The sequence below is a fragment of the Streptomyces sp. NBC_01669 genome (genome assembly GCF_026339735.1).
GTDB classification, from domain to species: Bacteria; Actinomycetota; Actinomycetes; order Streptomycetales; family Streptomycetaceae; genus Streptomyces; species Streptomyces yanii.
Genome location: NZ_JAPEQG010000001.1, coordinates 4587015 through 4606536, shown reverse-complemented (window position 1 = coordinate 4606536; position 19522 = coordinate 4587015). Strand labels below are relative to the sequence as shown.

Below are 19522 nucleotides of genomic sequence, written 5' to 3'. Positions count from 1 at the left end.
GGCGGACGTGGCTTCGGGACCTGGGGCCGATCCCCCGGGTAGCACCCGCTCCTAGCGTGGACCTATGACCACGCCAGTCTGCACGGGCGCCTTCAGGGGAGCCACCGCCGCCACCGGACACGCGCCGCTCATTTCGCCGGCGTCGCACACGCAGCATGCGTCGCATGGTTCACCGGGATCGCACGGTTCGTATGCGGGGCGGGCGCCCTACGCTCCCTACCCGTCGTTCTCGTCGTTCGTGCGGGCGCGGGGGCCCGTGCTGCTGCGTACCGCGCGCTCGCTGACCGCGAATCCGAGCGATGCCGAGGATCTGCTGCAGACCGCGCTCACCAAGACGTACGTCGCGTGGGAACGGATCGAGGATCACCGGGCGCTCGACGGCTATGTCCGCCGGGCCCTGGTGAACACCCGCACCTCGCAGTGGCGCAAGCGGAAAGTGGACGAATTCGCCTGCGACGAGCTGCCCGAGCAGGAGACGGCCCCGGCGCCCGATCCTGCCGAGCAGCAGTCGTTGCACGATGCGATGTGGCGAGCCGTGCTGAAGCTCCCGGACCGGCAGCGGGCGATGGTCGTCCTGCGCTACTACGAGGACCTCAGCGAGGCGCAGACGGCCGAGGTGCTCGGGGTGTCCATCGGCACGGTCAAGAGCGCGGTGTCACGGGCACTCGGCAAGCTGCGCGAAGACCCGGAGCTGACCCCCATACGCTGACCCCGCGAGCCCCGCCCGCCTGCGACCCGGCTCAAGCGCGCGAGACCGCCGGTCTGTGAGCCCGGGTGAGTTCCTCTGAGCGCGCGCAAGCCGGTGAGCCCGCGTGAGCCTGCGATCCGGGCAGTCCGTGAGTTCGTGCGTTTGTGACGCCGGTCGACGGCGACCAGGCCGTCGAAGTTGACGAGTGCATGGAAGACGTTGAGGTCACCGGCGGATTCCGGACCTCAATGCCGGGATTTCGTGCCACGGGCGCTCCGCCGATGTGTGCAGAAGAAGTCGACAGGCACCGATTCGTTTGCCCGGGAGTAGTGACATACCGCTTGGTATGTGCGCAGAATCAGCGGAACCTTACTGCCGCGTAGCGCCCACCGGGAGGACGCCGTGCTGAGCACCATGCAGGACGTACCGCTGACTGTCACCCGCATCCTGACGCATGGGATGACGATCCACGGGAAGTCGCAGGTCACGACCTGGACCGGCGAGCCCGAGCCGCAGCGGCGAAGCTTCGCCGAGGTGGGACGCCGTGCCACGCAGCTCGCCCACGCCCTGCGCGACGAGCTCGGTGTCGTCGGCGACCAGAGGGTCGCGACCCTCATGTGGAACAACGCCGAGCATGTCGAGGCGTACCTGGCGATCCCCTCCATGGGTGCCGTGCTCCACACGCTCAACCTGCGGCTCCCCGCCGAGCAGCTGATCTGGATCGTCAAGCACGCGGACGACAAGGTCGTCATTGTCAACGGTTCGCTGCTGCCGCTCCTCGCGCCGCTTCTCCCGCACCTGCCGTCGATCGAGCATGTGGTCGTCGCCGGGCCCGGTGACCGTTCCGTGCTCGACGGTGCCGCGCCGCGGGTGCACGACTACGAGGAGCTGATCACCGGCCGTCCGACCGGCTACGACTGGCCGGAGCTGGACGAACGCCAGGCCGCCGCCATGTGCTACACCTCCGGCACCACGGGCGACCCCAAGGGCGTCGTCTACTCCCACCGCTCCGTCTACCTGCACTCCATGCAGGTCAACATGTCGGAGTCGATGGGGCTGACCGACAAGGACACCACGCTGGTGGTCGTCCCCCAGTTCCACGTCAACGCGTGGGGCCTGCCGCACGCGACGTTCATGTCCGGCGTCAACATGCTGATGCCGGACCGGTTCCTGCAGCCCGCCCCGCTCGCGGACATGATCGAGCGCGAGAAGCCGAGTCACGCCGCCGCCGTTCCGACCATCTGGCAGGGTCTGCTCGCCGAGGTCACCGCCAACCCGCGCGATCTGACCTCGATGGCCCGCGTCACCATCGGCGGCGCCGCCTGTCCGCCCTCCCTCATGGAGGCGTACGACAAGCTGGGCGTCCGTCTCTGCCACGCCTGGGGCATGACCGAGACGTCGCCGCTCGGCACGATGGCCAACCCGCCCGCAGGGCTGACCGCGGAGCAGGAGTGGCCGTACCGCATCACCCAGGGACGATTCCCGGCCGGAGTCGAGGCGCGACTGGTCGGCCCCGGCGGCGAGCATCTGCCCTGGGACGGCGAGTCGGCCGGTGAGCTGGAGGTCCGCGGCCCCTGGATCGCCGGCGCCTACTACGGCGGCGCGGACGGCGAGGCGCTGCGCCCCGAGGACAAGTTCAGCGAGGACGGCTGGCTGAAGACCGGTGACGTCGGCGTCATCAGCGAGGACGGCTTCCTCACCCTCACCGACCGCGCCAAGGACGTCATCAAGTCCGGCGGCGAGTGGATTTCCAGCGTCGAGCTGGAAAATGCCCTGATGGCGCACCCGGATGTGGCCGAGGCCGCCGTCGTCGCGGTCCCGGACGAGAAGTGGGGGGAGCGTCCGCTGGCGACCGTCGTGCTCAAGGACGGCGCGACCGCGGAATACGAGGCGCTGAAGGCGTTCCTCGCCGAGTCCGGCATAGCCAAGTGGCAGCTGCCGGAGCGCTGGTCGATCATTCCGGCGGTGCCGAAGACCAGCGTCGGCAAGTTCGACAAGAAGGTGATCCGCAAGCAGTACGCGGCGGGCGAGCTGGACATCACGCAGCTCTGAGCGGTGCGCTGACGGCGAGGGCGGTACGGGAAGTCCCGTACCGCCCTCGTCCGTCGTCGCGACGACGACTGCCTCAGTTCGTGCCGATCTTCGCCAGCAGGTCGACGATGCGGGACTGGACATCTTCGCTCGTCGAGCGTTCCGCCAGGAAGAGCACGGTCTCGCCGGAGCTGAGCCTCGGCAGCTCCGTCCGGTTGATGTCGGCCGAGGTGTAGACGACCAGCGGGGTCCGGTTGAGCTGGCCGTTCGCGCGCAGCCAGTCGACGATCCCGGCTCGGCGGCGGCGTACCTGCATCAAGTCCATCACCACCAGATTCGGCCGCATCCGGGTGGCGAGGGAGACCGCTTCGCTGTCGGTCGCGGCGCACGCGACCTGCATGCCGCGGCGTTCCAGCGTCGCCGTCAGCGCCACCGCGATTTCCTCGTGCTCCTCGATCAGCAGCACCCGCGGCGGGTGCTGCTCGCTGTCGCGGGGTGCGAGCGCCTTGAGGAGCACCGCGGGGTCGGCACCGTACGCCGCTTCCCGCGATGCCTGTCCCAGACCGGCCGTCACCAGTACCGGAACCTCGGCCGCCACGGCCGCCTGGCGCAGCGACTGCAGCGCCGTACGCGTGATCGGCCCGGTCAGCGGGTCCACGAAGAGGGCGGCGGGGAACGCCGCGATCTGGGCGTCCACCTCCTCACGGGAGTGCACGATCACGGGCCGGTAGCCGCGGTCGCTCAGCGCCTGCTGGGTGGAGACGTCGGGCGCGGGCCAGACGAGCAGCCGGCGCGGGTTGTCCAGCGGTTCCGGGGGAAGCTCGTCGTCGACCGGCTGCGGTGACGGACGGTTGGCGACCTCGACCGCGCCGCCCGGGCCGTCCAGCGGCTCCGGCCCCTCGGCGCCCTCGTCGGGTGCCCCTATGGCGTACGCGCGCCCCTCGACGGCCGGGGGTGAGAGCAGCTGCCCGGAGGCGCTGGTGGTGGGCGCGTTGCCGGGCTGGGGGGCGGCGGCCGGTGCGGTGGCCGGCTGGGGCAGGGCGGGCTCCGCGGCGCGCTCGTCCTCGGGCGGCGCGGCGAGCTTGCGCCGACGCCCGGCACCGCCGAGCGTGTGGTTCTGCTGGTGCGCGAGGTGCTGGGCGAACGGCACGCCCTGCCCGAGGGTCCGCACGCTGAACGCGCGCCCCTGCGTCGAGTCGGTGGAGACGGGTGCGGCGTCGGACACCGGCGCCGACGCGGGCATCGGTGCCTCGGCGGGCAGCGGCTGTCGCCGCGGGTCCGGCGCGGGCTCGGCCACGGGAGCGGGCTCGGGCGCGATGGCGTCCGGACGGCTCTCCGCCGTGCCGACGGGAGCGGTGATGGCCGTGGTGCCGGTGGCGTGCCCCGTTCCGGGCCGGGACAGGTCCCCGGGGGCGTTCAGGGCGGCCAGGCCCTGTCCCGAGGTGCCGTTCTCCGGCAGGCCGCCGGGCTGCATGGGCATCTGCGCGGGTTCCGGCTGTCCGGGCTGCTGCTGGGGCGTGTCCGGGGCGTGACGGGCACGGCGGCGCCCGGTCGGTGCGGGGTGTTCCTGCGGCGGCGTGTGGTGGTTGTCCTGCGGCGTTCCCACGGCGTCGTGGCGTCCGGGCAGCGAGGCGTCCGCCTCACCGGCCGTGGGCGGGATCCGGTCGGCATCGGCGGGCGGGAGGGCGAACGCGGTACGCGGCCCCACCGGTTCGGCCGCGGCGGCTCGGTCCTGCGCGGCGGCCAGCGCCCGGCGGGCCCGTCGCCCGGTCGGCTGCTGCTGTGCTTGATGCTGAGTCTGCTCGGTCTGCTGACCCTCTGGGCTCTGCTGTCGGCCGGACCGGGACGCGGTCCGGTCCGGCCCCGGGGCAGACGCGAGGGCCGGGAGGGCCAGCTGGTTCTCGTTGCCCTGGCGCGCCCGTCCACCGCCCGCGGGCACCGGCACCGGCGCCTCGGCGGGTACGCCCTGCGGCGGCACTGTCTGCCCGCGCTGCGGACGGCCGCCCACGCCCTGAGCGCCCTCGGCCGCCGTCACCACCGCCCCCTCGGACGGCGCCGCGGCCGCGGGCAGCGCCAACGCCTGCCCCGGCTGCTCCACGGGCTGACCTGTGCCCGTCTCGGCCGGGCTGGGCCGTCCCCGCCTGCGACCGGATCCCTCGCTCTGCTGGGCCGGGATGAGCTCGTGGGGCGACTGCTGGGGCTGCTGGGCGGACGGCTGCTGAGTCTGCTGTCCGCCCTGCTTGTCCTGCACCGCCGCTTCACGACGCGCCCTGCGCCGTCCCGTCGGCTCCGCCGCAGCGGTGTCACCGGACTCGGCCCCCGCAGCGGCCGTCCCGCCGCCCACCGGGCTCTCCAGGAAGGCGTCCGTCGACGCGCGTCGCGCCCTGCGCCGTCCGCCGCCCGGCGTCCCCTGCTGCTGCCCGGTCTCCTCGGGCGCAGCCGGAACGGGAGGCGTCCGAGGCGGCAGTACGGTCCCCGCACCCGCGCCCAGCGGCACTTCGAGGACGTACGCGCTGCCGCTCATCCCCGGCATCTCGTGCGTCTGCAGCACGCCGCCGTGCGCCCGTACGATCCCGCGCACGATCGGCTCGTGCACCGGGTCGCCCCCGGCGAACGGTCCGCGCACCTCGATCCGTACGACCTCACCGCGCTGCGCCGCCGCCACGACCACTGTCGAGTCGACGTAGCCGACGCCCGGCACCACCCGCGCCTTGCCGGTCGAGTCGATCCCGGCGACGTCCGCGACCAGGTGGGCGAGCGCCGTCACCAGCCGCCCCGCGTCCACCTCGGCCTCGATCGGCGGCGCGTGCACCGCGAACTGCGCGCGCCCCGGACCGATCAGTTCCACGGCACCGTCGATACCGGCCGTCACGACCGAGTCGAGCAGCACCTTCTGTTTGACCAGCTCCTCCGCCCCGCTGTCGAGACGCTGGTAGCCGAGCACGTTGTCGACGAGCGTCGTCATCCGGGCGTAGCCGGCGGCCAGGTGGTGCAGGATCTGGTTGGCCTCGGGCCACAGTTGGCCCGCCGGGTCGGCGGCGAGCGTCGAGAGCTCGCCGCGCAGCTCCTCCAGCGGCCCGCGCAGCGACTCGCCGAGGACGGCGGTCAGCTGTGCGTGCCGGGCGGTCAGTTGTGCGAGCCGCTCGCTCAGCTCCTCCGACTCGGCCGCGGACCGCTCGGTCCGGTCGGCCAGCTCGGCGGCATGCCGTTCGGTCAGCCCGGTGACCTCGGCGGTGTGCTGCTCGGTCAGCCGGGTGACCTCGGCGGTGTGGCTCTCGGTCAGTTCGGTCAGCTGCGCCGTGTGCTCGTTGGTGAGTTCCTCGTACGGCCGGCGGTCGGTGAACGTCATCACCGCACCGACCAGCTGGTCCCCGTCCCGGACGGGCGCGGTCGTCAGATCGACCGGCACCTGCGCGCCGCTCTTGGACCACAGCACCTGCCCGCGCACCCGGTGCTTGCGGCCGGACTTGAGCGTGTCGGCGAGCGGCGACTCCTCGTACGGGAACGGCTCGCCCTCCGCACGCGAGTGCAGGATCAGCGGATGCAGCTCCTGGCCGCCCAGGTCGCTGGCACGGAAGCCGAGGATCTGCGCGGCGGCGGGGTTGACCAGGACGACCCGGCCGTCGGTGTCCGTGCCGACGACCCCCTCGGCCGCGGCACGCAGGATCATCTCGGTCTGCCGCTGCGAACGGGCCAGCTCGGCCTCGGTGTCGACGGTGCCCGACAGATCCCGTACGACGAGCATCAGCAGCTCGTCGCCCGTGTAGCTGCCGTTGTAGGTGGACTGGAAGTCGTTGTACGCGGCCTGCCCGTCCTCCAGGCTGGCGCTGGTGACCTCGACCGGGTACTCGTTGCCGTCGGTCCGCCGCGCGATCATCCGCGTCGGCTTCGTCCGGCCCCGCTCGTCCGCTGCCTCGGGCCTGCGCATCGACCCCGGGATCAGCTTGGAGTCGAACTCCGGAAGCAGATCGAGGAGCCCGCGACCGACGAGCGCGGTGCCCGGCGTCTCGAACATTTCGAGGGCGATGGTGTTGGCGTTGACGACCGTGCCGTTGCAATTGACGAGCAGGAGCCCGTCAGGGAGGGCGTCGAGTATGGCTGCGAGGCGAGCAGCGCCTCGGGATGGCCTGCTGCTCACGACGACGCTTCCTCCCTGGTTACCGCACCTTGCCGACAGCGGGCCCCATCTTGCCCCTCGGGCCGCAGGCTGTCACTGGAGGAGTCTAAAGGCAGGGGAGGGGCATCCGGAGGCGGATGAGGGGGAGCTCTCACCAAGGTTCTGTGCATACCGTGTACGACCCCTGCCCCTGACGTGTCCCGTGACGGCCCCGACCACGTCGGGTCACCGGACATTCGGGAGCACCGGCCGCAGGTTGTTCCAGCGTGCGATCTCGCATCCGTCGGTCCGGTCGAAGGCGGCATCGACACGCTGCCCGTGCCAGGTTCCGGTGACCCGGGCCGTGGCCGATCCGCCGAACTGCTGGGTGCACATGGCGCCGGTGGGTACCGGACGGAAGGGGTCCTTGCCGTCATCCGCGGGCTCCCCCAGCTCCGCGAGCCGGTCGCACGCGTGCTGCGCCACCGGGTGGCTGCCGCCGGCGGGGAAGCACTTCAGTTCGTACACGCCGTCGGCGGCGCGGTCTCCGGAATCCAGGACCGTGACCGTCAGCTCGGTCGTGCGGGCGTCGTCGCTTTGGAGCGCCGGTACCGGCAGCGGGAGGGGCAGCGGAAGGTGGCCGGTGGCAGCGGTCGCGGCCGGTGCGGCGGCGGACAGCACGGCGAAGGATGTGACAGCGGTGAGGGTGAGGCGGCGCAGCATGCGGGCTCCTGTGGACGTGTGGAAGACGGAGAGGCGGTACCCCGTCATCACTAACGCTCCGCATGCTCCGGCGTTGCGCAACCCGAAGACTTTGCCCTGGCGGCCGACGGCCTAGTACCGTAGGCGTCGATTGGTGAGGCAGTGCTCAGCTGTGTCATCATCTGCACGCACCACTCGCGTTCGCGCGGGGTGTGCTGGAGGCGTCGCCTAGTCCGGTCTATGGCGCCGCACTGCTAATGCGGTTTGGGTCTTAAAGCCCATCGAGGGTTCAAATCCCTCCGCCTCCGCTTGATCACTGAAGCCCCGTGCCACTGGCCGGGGCTTCAGTCGTATCCGGGTGCGGAGCGCGTTCGCGAAGGCGCGTGCAGACATGACCCAACATGGAGTTTCCGCAGGTCAGAGGCGGTTTGGGTAATGGATTTCGCGTGACGGCGCAGGTCATGTAATGTTGTTCCCGCAACGCCGACCAGGCAGAAAAGCCCGGAACGCCAAGCACTCGTAGCTTAACGGATAGAGCATCTGACTACGGATCAGAAGGTTGCAGGTTCGAATCCTGCCGAGTGCACAGCAGGCCGGAGGCCCTCAGGAGAAATCCTGAGGGCCTCCGGCCTTTGCGTTGACGGCAGTGTTTGACGGGCTGTGGAGCTGAGGCCAGGAGGCCAGGGCGAGCGCCCAGTTCGACTCGGCGAGCCGGAATCCGCAGTGACCCTTCGCCGTGCCTGAGCCCCGTGGCTGTGGCGGCCGACCTGCGCGGCTTCACCCACCTGTCCGGGCCGGGGCCCGAGTTGTCGTCCAAGGCCCGCAGAAGCACGGCCGCGGGTCAGGCCGACGTCTTGACGGCCGAGCCCGTCCGGGCCCGCTCCTGCACGACACGGCGGCGCCGGGTCGGCATCCCGAGCGTCGGGTTGGCGACGCCCCAGGCCGCGCCTTTGCAGACCAGCTCCTTGTAGACGGCGGCGAGCCGTCCGGTCAGGGCCGCCCGGACGGCGCGGTCATCGGCGGTGACGTACTGGATCACGCCTTCCCTGCGGCCCAGTGAGATGCACTGGTTGAAGTAGCGGAGCGGCGCGTTCGGGAGCTTCCCGCCGGTCAGGCGTGCCGCGATGGCGTCGGCGGCCTGCCACGCGGTGGGGGTGCCCGAGGCGCACGACATCCGCAGCGGCTTGTCGCCCGGGCCCATGGCCATGGCCGCGTCGCCGATGGCGTACACGTCCGGGTGCGAGACCGAGCGCATGGTCCCGTCGACCACGATCTGGCCTGTGCCGGTGACCTCCAGAGCGGTGGCCTTCGCGATCGGGTGGATCGCGAAGCCGGTGGTCCACACGGTGACCGCGGCCGGGACGGACGTGCCGTCGGCGGTGGTGACGCGGTCGGCCTCCACGCCGGTGACGGCGGTGTGCTCGTGCACGGTGATGCCGAGCTTGTCGAAGACCTTCCGCAGGTGCCGGCGGCCTTTGGGCGCGAGCCAGTCGCCGAGCCCGCCGCGGGCGGCGAGGGCGATATCGAGGTCCGGGCGGGCCTCGGCGATCTCGGTCGCGGCCTCCAGGCCGGTGAGGCCGCCGCCGACGACGACTACGGGCTGTCCGGCGTCCAGGCCGGCCAGGCGCTTGCGCAGCCGGAGCGCTCCGGGGCGGCCGGTGATCTCGTGGGCGTGCTCGGCGGTGCCGGGGACGCCTTGGGTGTTCCAGCCGCTGCCGAGGGCGTACACGAGGCTGTCGTACGCGAGCTCCTCGGCGCCGTTCGCGTCGATGACGGCGACAGTCTTGCGGCCGACGTCGACACGGGTGACCTTCGCGAGCCTCAGTTCGACACCGGTGCCCGCGAACATCTCGCTGAAGGGCCGGGGCTTGAGGTTCTGGCCGACCGCCAGCTGGTGCATCCGGACGCGCTCGACGAAGTCGGGCTCGGCGTTGACGAGGGTGATGGCGACGTCCTCGCGGCGCAGCCGCTTGGCGAGGCGACCGGCAGCGATGGCTCCGGTGTATCCGGCTCCGAGGACGATGATTCGGTGCTGCATTTCCCTGCTCCTGTCTCGCGCGGGTTCGCCACCTGAACCGGGCAGCCCGCGGTTTCCTGACAAGAACGCGATGTGAAGCACCTCACATCGCGGTCAGAAGGCGGTGAGCAGGGGTTCCCCGTGGTCGGCGGCCGCCCACCGCTGGGTCGCGCGTTCGAGCTTGTCGGGGTTGACCTGGTTGCGGAACGCGGAGATGCCCTCGGCGGTGACCTCCAGGCACATGACGCCGATGACCCGGCCGTCGAAGACAGCCACGAGGGCGGGGGCGCCGTTGGCGGTCGTGGCGTAGATCTCGGGGGAGCCGCCGACGATGGCGCGCTTGGCCTTGCCGGGCTTGAACAGGCCCCGAATGAATGTGGCGACCGCGAGGGCGCCCTCGAACGCCTTGGCGCGGGCCGGGACCTTCCCGCCGCCGTCGCCGATCGAGATGGCGTCTTCGGTGAGCAGCCGCACGAGCGGCTCGGTCCGGCCGCTGGTGGCGGCCGCGAGGAACTCCTCGACGATCCGCCGGGCGGCGTCCTCGTCGATCTCGGTGCGGGCCCTGCCGTCCGCGACGTGCTTCTTGGCGCGGTGGAAGATCTGCTGGCTGGCGGCCTCGGTGATGTCGAGGATCTCCGCGATCTGCCGGTGCGGGTAGTCGAAGGCCTCCCGCAGCACGTACACCACCCGCTCGTTGGGGGAGAGGCGCTCCATGAGGGCGAGGACCGCGTACGAGACGGATTCGCGCTGCTCGGCGGTGTCGGCCGGGCCGAGCATCGGGTCCCCGGCGAGCAGCGGCTCGGGCAGCCATTGGCCCACATAGGTCTCGCGCCGGGCGCGGGCCGAGGTGAGCTGGTTGAGGCACAGGTTGGTGAGGACCTTCGTCAGCCAGGCCTCGGGGACCTCGATGCGGTCGATGTCGGCGGCCTGCCAGCGCAGGAACGTGTCCTGCACGGCGTCCTCGGCATCGCTCGCGGAGCCGAGGAGGCGGTAGGCGATGGCCTCCAGGCGGGGCATGGAGGCCTCGAACCGGTCCATGTCGTTCACGGTCAGAGCCATGGCCCGGATCCTAAGGGCTGTTCCGTAATCCCTGGCGGGTGCGCACGGACCTTGGGCTGCGTCCTCGCGCCACTCGACCGGTGCTGTTCGGCTTCCCGGACGCAGTGGATCGCGTTGCCCGTGTCTCCCGGGGCCCCGCGTGCGCCGATCGCCCTTCCCCGCGCGGCCGGTTGATCGGGATCCCCGCTCCGCCGCGGAGCCTCGTTACGATCGCACGCATGAGCTGGCACTGCACCGGGTTGCGATGGCCCCCAGAAGGGCCGGTCCTGGGGTGGCAGAAGGACGGGGCGAAGGGCCGGGCGGTGGGCGGGGCCGGTTCGACGCGGGTGAGTGTCCTTGCGTACGGGAAGGAGCTCGGGTTCCGCGCCGGCGGTGAGCGGCACTGTGTGGGGGCGCGAGGGAACGTGTGTCCGCTGGGCGCCGTGGTGTCCGGGCGGAGTACGGGGGCGCGGTGCCCGGAATGCGCGCGGCTGGACCGGGCGCATTCGGTGGCCGCCGACACGATCGCCGACGACCCCCGGACGTACCGCGTCTATCTCGCCTGGTTCGGGCCCGGGATGGTGAAGGTCGGCATCACCGCGGAGGAGCGGGGTGCGGCGCGGCTGCGGGAGCAGGGGGCCGTGGTCTTCAGCTGGCTGGGGCGCGGCCCGTTGATGGCGGCGCGGCGGACCGAGGAGCTGCTCCGTGCGGCGCTGGGCGTGCCGGACCGGATCCCGTACGCACGCAAGCGCGCCGTGCGGGCCGTGCTGCCGGGTGCCGCCGAGCGGGTCGCGGAGGTCGAGGAGCTGTACGGGCGGGCGGCGGCGCTGGAGAGGGGGGCAGGATGGCCGCAGTCGCTGGAGCGGCTGCCGTTCGACCCCGTCGACCACACAGGGGTGTTCGGACTGGACGGACCGGTCGAGGTGGGGCGGGCGGTGACCGAGCTGGTGGACGGCGGGGTGGTCGGTGGGCGGCTGGTCGCGGCCGCCGGGCCCGATCTGCATCTGGCGACCGAGGACGGGGTGGTCGTGCTGGACACCCGGCTGATGACCGGGTGGGAGCTGGTGGGGGCCGATGCGCGGTCGGGGGTGACCGTGCCGGTGGTCGACATCGGGGGCGGCGGCGTGCAGGACGGGCTGTTCTGAGATCGTCGGTACTCCGGGCGGGCCGGGTGAGGAGTGCGCGATGAGTGGCGAGAGCAATGACGTGGTGCGGTTCTGGGAGCGCCTCGGGCTGCCGGGGCTGATCGACGTCCATACCCACTTCATGCCGGAGCAGGTGCTCCGCAAGGTGTGGGCGTACTTCGACTCCGCCGGACCGCTGACCGGCATGGAATGGCCGATCACCTACCGGCACGACGAGGACGAACGGCTCGCGCTGCTCCGGTCCTTCGGGGTGCGATGGTTCACCTCGATGCTCTACCCGCACAAGGCGGGGATGGCGGCCTGGCTGAACGGCTGGGCGGCCGACTTCGCGCGGCGGGTGCCCGACTGTCTGCACACGGCGACCCTCTTCCCCGAGGAGGGCGTGGAGCGTTACGTCCGCGAGGCGGTCGAGGCGGGGGCGCGCATCTTCAAGTCGCACCTCCAGGTCGGGGCGTACGACGCCAACGATCCGCTGCTGGAGCCCGTGTGGGGGCTTCTCGCCGACGCCGGGGTTCCGGTGGTGATGCACTGCGGGTCCGGTCCCGCACCCGGCAAGTACACCGGCCCCGAGCCGATCGGCCGGCTGCTCGCCCGGCATCCGCGGCTGCGGCTGGTGGTGGCACACATGGGGATGCCCGAGTACGTGGAGTTCCTGGCGCTGGCGGAGGCGTACCCGGAGGTGCGGCTCGATACGACGATGGCGTTCACGGACTTCTCGGAAGACCTCACGCCGTTTCCGGCGGCGGAGCGCGGACGGCTCGCCGATCTCGGGGACCGGATCCTGCTGGGGACGGACTTCCCGAACATTCCGTACCCGTACGTGCACCAGCTGCATGCCCTGGAGCGGCTGGAGTTGGGGGACGACTGGCTGCGGGCGGTCTGCCACGGGAACGCGCACGCGCTGTTCGACCGGCGCTGAGCCCGCGCTTCCTGGTTTCTCAGGGAATTCACAGGATCGGGAAAGGACCCTCTCAGAGGCGTCTCACAGGGTTGAGGCATGACGACGACCACGCCCCAGGGGCGTACCGAACTGCTCAGGCCGGACCGCAATCCCGTCCGCGTGCTGGTCGTGGACGACGAGGCGCCGCTCGCCGAGCTGCTGTCCATGGCCCTGCGCTACGAGGGCTGGGAGGTGCGCAGCGCCGGGGACGGTGCGAGTGCCGTCCGCATGGCGCGTGATTTCCGGCCCGACGCGGTGATCCTCGATGTGATGCTGCCCGACACCGACGGGCTCTCGGTGCTCGGCAAGCTGCGCCGGGACCTCTCCGAAGTCCCCGTGCTGTTCCTGACCGCGCGCGACTCGGTGGAGGACCGGATCGCCGGGCTCACGGCGGGCGGCGACGACTATGTGACGAAGCCGTTCAGCCTGGAGGAGGTCGTGGCGCGGCTGCGCGGGCTGATCCGGCGGTCCGGGACGGCGACGGTACGGAGCGAGTCGACGCTCGTCGTCGGTGACCTGGTGCTCGACGAGGACAGCCACGAGGTGAGCCGGGGGACGACGTCCATCCACCTCACCGCGACCGAGTTCGAGCTGCTGCGCTTCCTGATGCGCAATCCGCGAAGGGTGCTGAGCAAGGCGCAGATCCTCGACCGCGTGTGGAACTACGACTTCGGCGGGCAGGCGAACGTCGTCGAGCTGTACATCTCGTATCTGCGCAAGAAGATCGACGCCGGACGGACGCCGATGATCCACACCCGGCGCGGGGCCGGATATCTCATCAAGCCCGGTGAATAGCCCGGTGAACAGCCCGGTGAGCGGTCGGGCGCGGCGGCGGGGAGACCGGAGGGGACGGCGGCCGTGGACGCTGCGGACCCGGCTGGTGGTGTCCGCGGTGACGCTCATCGCCGTGGTGGCCGCGGTGATCGGCTCGGTCACCACCATCGCCTTCCACAGCTATATGTACGACAAGCTCGACGGCCAGCTGCACTCCATCGCCATGCGGGCCTCGAAGCCGCCGCCGGGCGGCGGCGCGGATGGCGCGGCCGGCCAGCCGATGCCCGCCGACGGCCCGGACGACGATCCGCTGGCGTTCATCGATGCCCGCGGACAGCCTTTCGGCACGCTGGGTGCGGTGTCCGTGGACGGCTCGATCACCGTGTCGAGCCTGGTCCAGGACAGCTCCGCCGCCCTCGAGCAGACCACCGCGGCCGGTGAGAGGCCGCTGAAGCGTGCGGAGGAGAAGGCCCTGGAGGCGGCGGACATCGAGGTCGGGGACGCGGCGCGGAGCGTCGATCTGCCCGGACTCGGCTCGTACCGCGTGGAGGCGGTCATGGGAGCGGACCGGACGACGACCGTCCTCGTCGGCATCCCCGCCGCCGAGGTGCGCGGCGCCCTCACCACCCTGATCCTCGTCGAGGTCTGTGTCACCGGGGCCGGGCTGATCGCCGCCGGGATCGCCGGGGCCGCCATGGTCGGGGTCGCGCTGCGGCCGCTGCGTCGGGTCGCCGCGACCGCCACCCGGGTCTCCGAACTCCGGCTGCACAGTGGCGAGGTGGCGCCCCTGGAGCGGGTCCCGGACGCCGAGGCGGATCCGCGGACCGAGGTCGGACAGGTGGGAGCGGCGCTCAACCGGATGCTGGGGCATGTCGGTTCGGCGCTCGCGGTGCGCCAGGAGAGCGAGATGCGGGTACGGCAGTTCGTCGCGGACGCCAGCCATGAGCTGCGGACGCCGCTGGCCTCGATCCGCGGCTACGCCGAACTGACCCGGCGCGGACGCGAGGAGACCGGTCCCGACACCCGGCACGCGCTGGGGCGGATCGAGTCCGAGGCGGAGCGGATGACGGGCATGGTGGAGGACCTGCTGCTCCTCGCCCGCCTCGATGCCGGGCGCCCGCTCTCGTACGAGAGCACCGATCTGTCCCCGATCGTCGTCGACGCGGTGAGCGATGCCCGCGCAGCCGGGCAGCGGGGTCATCACTGGCGGCTGGAGCTCCCCGACGAGCCGGCGACCGTGCACGCCGATCCGACCAGGATCCACCAGGTACTGGTCAATCTGCTGGCCAACGCGCGTACGCACACCCCGCCAGGCACCACCGTCACCGCACGCGTAAGGGCCGGGGCCCCTCATCCGTGGGTGACGCTGGAGGTGCAGGACGACGGGCCGGGAATCCCGGCGCAGCTGCTGCCGCACGTCTTCGAACGGTTCGCGCGCGGCGATGCGTCGCGCTCGCGCAGCGCGGGCTCCACCGGGCTCGGCCTCGCCATCGTGCAGGCTGTCGTCACCGCGCACGGCGGCCGGGTGGAGGTGCGGTCGGTGCCGGGGTGCACGGTCTTCGCCGTCCATCTGCCGGCGGTGCTGCCTGCGGTTCTGCCCGCGGTAGGGCCTGCTGTTCCGCCGGCCCGTACCGACTCACAGCACAGGCACAGGCCCGTCACACCGGTGTGACAGCGGAGTTGGCGACTGTCGATGACATGCGAACCGACTCTTCCTGGAGCACCTTGCCGGCCCGGGAGCATCTCCTGGCCGGAGCGGTCGACGCGGCAGGTGCCCCCGTCCTCGATGTGGTGGTACCCGTCTACAACGAGGAGAAGGACCTCGAAACCTGTGTGCTGCGCCTGCACGACCATCTGGTGCGCACCTTCCCGTACGCCTTCCGGATCACCGTCGCCGACAACGCGAGCACCGACCGCACGCCCGAGGTGGCGGCCCGGCTCGCGCAGATACTCCCGCGGGTGCGCTCGTACCGGCTGCAGGAGAAGGGCCGTGGGCGGGCGCTGCGCACCGTCTGGTCGCACTCGGACGCCCCGGTCCTCGCCTACATGGACGTCGACCTCTCCACCGATCTCAACGCGCTGCTCCCGCTCGTCGCCCCGCTGATCTCAGGCCACTCGGACCTGGCCATCGGGTCGCGGCTGGCCCGCAGTTCGCGGGTCGTGCGCGGATCGAAGCGGGAGCTCATCTCGCGGGCCTACAACCTCATCCTCCGGTCGTCGCTGGCCGCGCGGTTCAGCGACGCGCAGTGCGGGTTCAAAGCCATTCGGCAGGACGTCGCGCAGCGGCTGCTGCCGATGGTCGAGGACACCGGCTGGTTCTTCGACACCGAGCTGCTGGTCCTCGCCGAGCGCGCCGGGCTGCGCATCCACGAGGTGCCGGTCGACTGGATCGACGACCCCGACTCCACGGTCCACATCGTGCGGACGGCTACCGAGGACCTGAAAGGCGTGTGGCGGGTGGGGCGGGCGCTGGCCGTCGGGGCGCTGCCGCTGGACCGTCTCACCCGCCCCTTCGGGGACGATCCGCGCGACCGCGGGCTGAGCGGTGTGCCGGGCGGCCTGGCCCGCCAGTTGGTCGGGTTCTGCGTCGTGGGCGCGCTCTCCACGCTCTTCTATCTCGCCCTGTACTCGCTCTTCCGACTGGGCACCGGCCCCCAGATCGCCAACGGCGGCGCGCTGCTGGTGTCGGCCGTCGCCAATACGGCAGCCAATCGGAGGCTCACCTTCGGCGTACGCGGCCGTGGCGGCGCGGTACGCCATCAGGCGCAGGGCCTCGTCGTCTTCGCCATCGGCCTCGCACTGACCAGCGGTTCGCTCGCGGCGCTGGGCACGACGTCCGGATCGCCGTCGCACGGTACGGAGCTCGCCGTGCTGATCGCGGCCAACCTCGCGGCGACCGTGCTGCGGTTCCTGCTCTTCCGCGCCTGGGTCTTCCCGGACCGCACCCCCGCGGCTGCCACAGCCGGCCATGCCGGCGACACTCACCACGAACTGGGGAACGTCCGATGACCACGCTGCACCCCACCGACCGTTTTCCGGCGGCGCCGCCGGCGGCTGCACCGGCTGCGGAAGAGCCGTTCCTGCGGCGCGTCCGACGGGGCAGGCCCGAGGACCCTCGCTGGGTACGGCCCGCCTTCCTCACCCTGCTCCTGGCCATCGCACTGGCCTACCTGTGGAATCTCAGCGCCTCCGGCTACGCCAACTCCTTCTACTCCGCGGCCGTTCAGGCCGGCAGCCAGAGCTGGAAGGCGTTCTTCTTCGGCTCGCTGGACGCTGCCAACGCCATCACCGTCGACAAGCCTCCGGCCACGCTCTGGCCGATGGCCCTGTCGGTACGGATCTTCGGCCTCAGCTCGTGGGCGATTCTCGCTCCGCAGGTGCTGATGGGGGTGGCGACGGCCGGTGTGCTGTACGCGGCGGTGCGGCGACGGTTCGGCGCGGCCGCCGGACTGATCTCGATGGCGGTGTTCGCGCTCACGCCCGTCGCCGCGCTGATGTTCCGTTTCAACAACCCGGACGCGCTGCTCGCGCTGCTGATGACCGTGACGGTCTACTGCGTGCTGCGGGCGCTGGAGCACGGCCGGACGAAGTGGCTGGTGTGGGCCGGGGTCGCGGTCGGTCTTGCGTTCCTGTCGAAGACCCTGCAGGCGTTTCTGATCCTGCCGCCGCTGGCCGTGCTGTACGCGGTGTGCGCGCCGACGACGGTACGGAAGCGGTTCGGTCAACTCGGCCTCTCCGCACTCGCGATGGTCGTCGCGGGCGGCTGGTGGGTGGCGATCGTCGAGCTCTGGCCCGCATCCTCCCGTCCGTACATCGGCGGTTCGCAGAACAACTCCTTCCTGGAGCTGACCTTCGGCTACAACGGGCTCGGCCGGATCAGCGGCGACGAGACCGGCAGCGTCGGAGGAGGCGGCGGTGGTCAGTCCGGTGGCCAGTGGGGCGAGACCGGCATCGGTCGGATGTTCAACTCCGAGATCGGCAGCCAGATCTCCTGGCTTCTGCCCGCCGCGCTGATCCTGCTCATCGCGGGCATCTGGCTCACCCGGAGGGCGAAGCGGACGGACATCGCCCGCGCGGCCTTCCTCGCCTGGGGCGGCTCGCTGCTGATGACCGCGGTGGTCTTCAGCTTCATGGCCGGCATCTTCCACCAGTACTACACGGTCGCCCTGGCCCCCTACATCGCGGCGCTCGTCGGGACGGGCGTCACGGTTCTGTGGGAGGAGCGGGCCAAGTGGGCGGCGAGCGGAGTGCTCGGCGCCACGGTCGCTGTCACGGCGCTCTGGTCGTACGTCCTGCTGGGGCGGACCCCGGACTACCTGCCGTGGCTGCGCTGGGCCGTCCCCATCGGCGGTCTCGTGGGCGCGGCGGGCCTGCTGCTCGCGGGCCGGGCCGGGCGCCGGCTGGCGCTCGCCGCGGTGGGGATCGGTTTCGTCGCGTCGCTGGCCGGTCCGACGGCGTACACCCTCAGCACGCTGAACACCGGGCACCAGGGCTCGATCGTCACGGCCGGCCCGTCGGGCGCCGGCATGATGGGCGGTGGCCGGGGTGGTCCCGGAGGTGGCGGAATGCAGCCTCCGGGCCGGAACAGTCAGAACAGCCAGGCCAATCAGCAGGGCGGCGGCATGGGCCGGCCGCCGACGGGCGGCCAGGGCGGCTTCCCGGGCGGTGGCCAACAGGGCCAGGGCCAGGGTCAGGGGCAGGGTAATCAGCAGAACGGCATGCCGGGCGGCGGCCCCGGTGGCATGGCCGAAGGCGGCATGGGCGGTCTGCTGAACGGCTCGTCCGTCAGTTCCCGGGCCAAGAAGCTCCTGGAGAAGAACGCCGACGCCTACACCTGGGCAGCCGCGGCCATCGGCTCGCAGAACGCCGCGAGTTACCAGCTCGCCACCGGCGACCCGGTGATGGCGATCGGCGGATTCAACGGCAGTGACCCGTCCCCGACGCTCGCCCAGTTCAAGCAGTACGTCGAGGACGGAAGGATCCACTACTTCATTTCGAGCGGCACGGGCGGGATGGGCGGCATGGGCGGCGACACCGGCACCTCGTCCGAGATCAGCTCGTGGGTCGAGGCCACCTTCGAGAAGGTCACTGTCGGCAGTTCGACCTTCTACGACCTGACCCAGCCCACGAGCTGACCCGAACCGGCCGTCAGCGCCGGAGCAGCAGCAGATCGGCGACAACCGGGCGGTGGTCCGAGGCAAGTGTCTCGGCCACCGCCGCGTCGCGTACCCGTACGCCGTCCTTCGACACCGCCACGAAGTCGATCCGTTTCACCGGGTCCAGTGCGGGGAAGGTCGGCGCATTCGGTTCGGCATCGGTCAGGTCCTCCCACAACGGGGCCAGCTCCGGGGCGCCCGGCTCCGCGTTGAAGTCGCCGAGCAGCACCTTCGGCCCCTCGTCCTCCGCCATGACCCGCCGGGTGTCGGCGACCTGTGCGATCCGCACGGACGGGTCGCCGCGGTAGTCGAGGTGCGTCACATACACATGCACGGGCATCCCCTTCACCCGTACGACCACCTCACCGAAGCCGGGCGCGGGCTCCGGCACGGGGTTGGGGACCTGGGTGGAGAGCCGGGTGATCTCGTGGTTCTCGGCGCTCACGATCCGGTACTTCGACAGCACCGCGACCCCGAACTCGCGCCGGGACGCACCGGGAGTCTCCGGGTCGAGGCTGTAGATCGGGGCGAACGACACCTGCATGTCCAGCCGCTCCGCAAGCTCGCCCGCGACACTCGCTGCGCGTGCCCCAGTGGACGTCGACCTCCTGGAGCCCGATCACATCGGCGTCCAGCGCGCGGAGTTCCGCCGCCTGCCGGTCCAGATCGAAGACGTTGTCCATGCCCGAGCCGGCATGGATGTTGTACGTGGCGACGCGCAGAGGCACCGGATGCCCCTGCCCGGCAGCTCCGGCGGGTGGGACGGCGGCCGCCCCCAACAGACCCGCGGCAATCAGGACTTCCACCGTACGACGACGCAGTGACATGCCACTCCAGCCCTAGTCGGCTCCCTGTTGATCAGCGTCGAGCACCGTACCCGGCGAAAGTCGCTTGTACACCGTATGGGAGGTGCTTTACGGTGTACAACGCTTCCC

At 71.5% G+C, this 19522-nt stretch carries 12 protein-coding genes, 2 tRNA genes and 1 pseudogene; 10 read left to right on the top strand and 5 right to left on the bottom strand.

Annotated features, from left to right (window positions below; genetic code table 11):
• Positions 1-64: 64 nt before the first annotated feature.
• Positions 65-709: a SigE family RNA polymerase sigma factor gene (locus OG972_RS20610; RefSeq protein ID WP_266983564.1), complete on the top strand. Its 645-nt coding sequence runs from the start codon at positions 65-67 to the stop codon at positions 707-709.
• 381 nt (positions 710-1090) lie between these two features.
• Positions 1091-2740 carry a long-chain fatty acid--CoA ligase gene (locus OG972_RS20605; RefSeq protein ID WP_266983562.1) on the top strand — a complete coding sequence of 550 codons (1650 nt, stop codon included), beginning with the start codon at positions 1091-1093 and terminating at the stop codon, positions 2738-2740.
• Between the two features lie 73 nt (positions 2741-2813).
• On the opposite strand, the gene OG972_RS20600 is transcribed toward OG972_RS20605, so the two are convergent.
• Together OG972_RS20600 and OG972_RS20595 are read right to left on the bottom strand one after the other, a co-directional pair.
• Positions 2814-6857 (bottom strand): PAS domain-containing protein, encoded by a 4044-nt coding sequence (locus tag OG972_RS20600; RefSeq protein WP_266983560.1) that lies wholly within the window; start codon positions 6855-6857, stop codon positions 2814-2816.
• Between the two features lie 204 nt (positions 6858-7061).
• Positions 7062-7538, bottom strand: coding sequence for an SSI family serine proteinase inhibitor (locus OG972_RS20595; protein ID WP_266990608.1), 477 nt, complete (start codon positions 7536-7538; stop codon positions 7062-7064).
• A 196-nt stretch (positions 7539-7734) separates the two neighbouring features.
• Between OG972_RS20595 and OG972_RS20590 the strand changes: the two genes are divergently transcribed.
• Both OG972_RS20590 and OG972_RS20585 read left to right on the top strand, forming a co-directional pair.
• Positions 7735-7825, top strand: a tRNA-Ser gene (locus OG972_RS20590).
• 205 nt (positions 7826-8030) lie between these two features.
• Positions 8031-8103 (top strand) — tRNA-Arg (locus tag OG972_RS20585).
• A 255-nt stretch (positions 8104-8358) separates the two neighbouring features.
• Here the strand turns inward: OG972_RS20585 and OG972_RS20580 are convergent.
• Both OG972_RS20580 and sigJ read right to left on the bottom strand, forming a co-directional pair.
• The gene (locus OG972_RS20580; protein ID WP_266983559.1) at positions 8359-9555 is read right to left on the bottom strand and encodes an NAD(P)/FAD-dependent oxidoreductase; all 1197 of its coding nucleotides are present in this window, start codon (positions 9553-9555) and stop codon (positions 8359-8361) included.
• A 93-nt stretch (positions 9556-9648) separates the two neighbouring features.
• Positions 9649-10593 carry an RNA polymerase sigma factor SigJ gene (gene sigJ, locus OG972_RS20575; RefSeq protein ID WP_266983557.1) on the bottom strand — a complete coding sequence of 315 codons (945 nt, stop codon included), beginning with the start codon at positions 10591-10593 and terminating at the stop codon, positions 9649-9651.
• 218 nt (positions 10594-10811) lie between these two features.
• Here sigJ and OG972_RS20570 point away from each other — a divergent pair, with 218 nt between their 5' ends.
• From OG972_RS20570 to OG972_RS20545, 6 genes are all read left to right on the top strand, one after another.
• The gene (locus tag OG972_RS20570; protein WP_266983555.1) at positions 10812-11717 is read left to right on the top strand and encodes a DUF2797 domain-containing protein; all 906 of its coding nucleotides are present in this window, start codon (positions 10812-10814) and stop codon (positions 11715-11717) included.
• 40 nt (positions 11718-11757) lie between these two features.
• The gene (locus OG972_RS20565; RefSeq protein ID WP_266983554.1) at positions 11758-12636 is read left to right on the top strand and encodes an amidohydrolase family protein; all 879 of its coding nucleotides are present in this window, start codon (positions 11758-11760) and stop codon (positions 12634-12636) included.
• Positions 12637-12714: 78 nt separating this feature from the next.
• The gene (locus OG972_RS20560; RefSeq protein WP_266983553.1) at positions 12715-13452 is read left to right on the top strand and encodes a response regulator transcription factor; all 738 of its coding nucleotides are present in this window, start codon (positions 12715-12717) and stop codon (positions 13450-13452) included.
• A gap of 97 nt (positions 13453-13549) precedes the next feature.
• Positions 13550-15103 (top strand): HAMP domain-containing sensor histidine kinase, encoded by a 1554-nt coding sequence (locus OG972_RS20555; protein ID WP_323135879.1) that lies wholly within the window; start codon positions 13550-13552, stop codon positions 15101-15103.
• 26 nt (positions 15104-15129) lie between these two features.
• A complete protein-coding gene (locus tag OG972_RS20550) occupies positions 15130-16440 on the top strand; it encodes a bifunctional glycosyltransferase family 2/GtrA family protein (protein WP_266983551.1) in 1311 nt (436 codons plus the stop codon).
• Complete coding sequence (locus tag OG972_RS20545; RefSeq protein WP_266983549.1) at positions 16437-18566, top strand: glycosyltransferase family 39 protein; 2130 nt, start codon at positions 16437-16439, stop codon at positions 18564-18566. The genes OG972_RS20550 and OG972_RS20545 overlap by 4 nt, the downstream gene beginning before the upstream one ends.
• A 13-nt stretch (positions 18567-18579) precedes the next feature.
• On the opposite strand, the pseudogene OG972_RS20540 reads toward OG972_RS20545, so the two are convergent.
• Positions 18580-19414, bottom strand: a pseudogene (locus OG972_RS20540) (endonuclease/exonuclease/phosphatase family protein).
• Positions 19415-19522: the final 108 nt, after the last annotated feature.

Bases quoted from the DNA above. Each gene is read 5' to 3' on its own strand.
- OG972_RS20610 (WP_266983564.1), top strand. From the start codon at position 65: ATGACCACGCCAGTCTGCACGGGCGCCTTCAGGGGAGCCACCGCCGCC.
- OG972_RS20595 (WP_266990608.1), bottom strand. From the start codon at position 7,538: ATGCTGCGCCGCCTCACCCTCACCGCTGTCACATCCTTCGCCGTGCTG.
- OG972_RS20580 (WP_266983559.1), bottom strand. From the start codon at position 9,555: ATGCAGCACCGAATCATCGTCCTCGGAGCCGGATACACCGGAGCCATC.
- sigJ (WP_266983557.1), bottom strand. From the start codon at position 10,593: ATGGCTCTGACCGTGAACGACATGGACCGGTTCGAGGCCTCCATGCCC.
- OG972_RS20570 (WP_266983555.1), top strand. From the start codon at position 10,812: ATGAGCTGGCACTGCACCGGGTTGCGATGGCCCCCAGAAGGGCCGGTC.
- OG972_RS20565 (WP_266983554.1), top strand. From the start codon at position 11,758: ATGAGTGGCGAGAGCAATGACGTGGTGCGGTTCTGGGAGCGCCTCGGG.
- OG972_RS20560 (WP_266983553.1), top strand. From the start codon at position 12,715: ATGACGACGACCACGCCCCAGGGGCGTACCGAACTGCTCAGGCCGGAC.
- OG972_RS20550 (WP_266983551.1), top strand. From the start codon at position 15,130: ATGCGAACCGACTCTTCCTGGAGCACCTTGCCGGCCCGGGAGCATCTC.
- OG972_RS20545 (WP_266983549.1), top strand. From the start codon at position 16,437: ATGACCACGCTGCACCCCACCGACCGTTTTCCGGCGGCGCCGCCGGCG.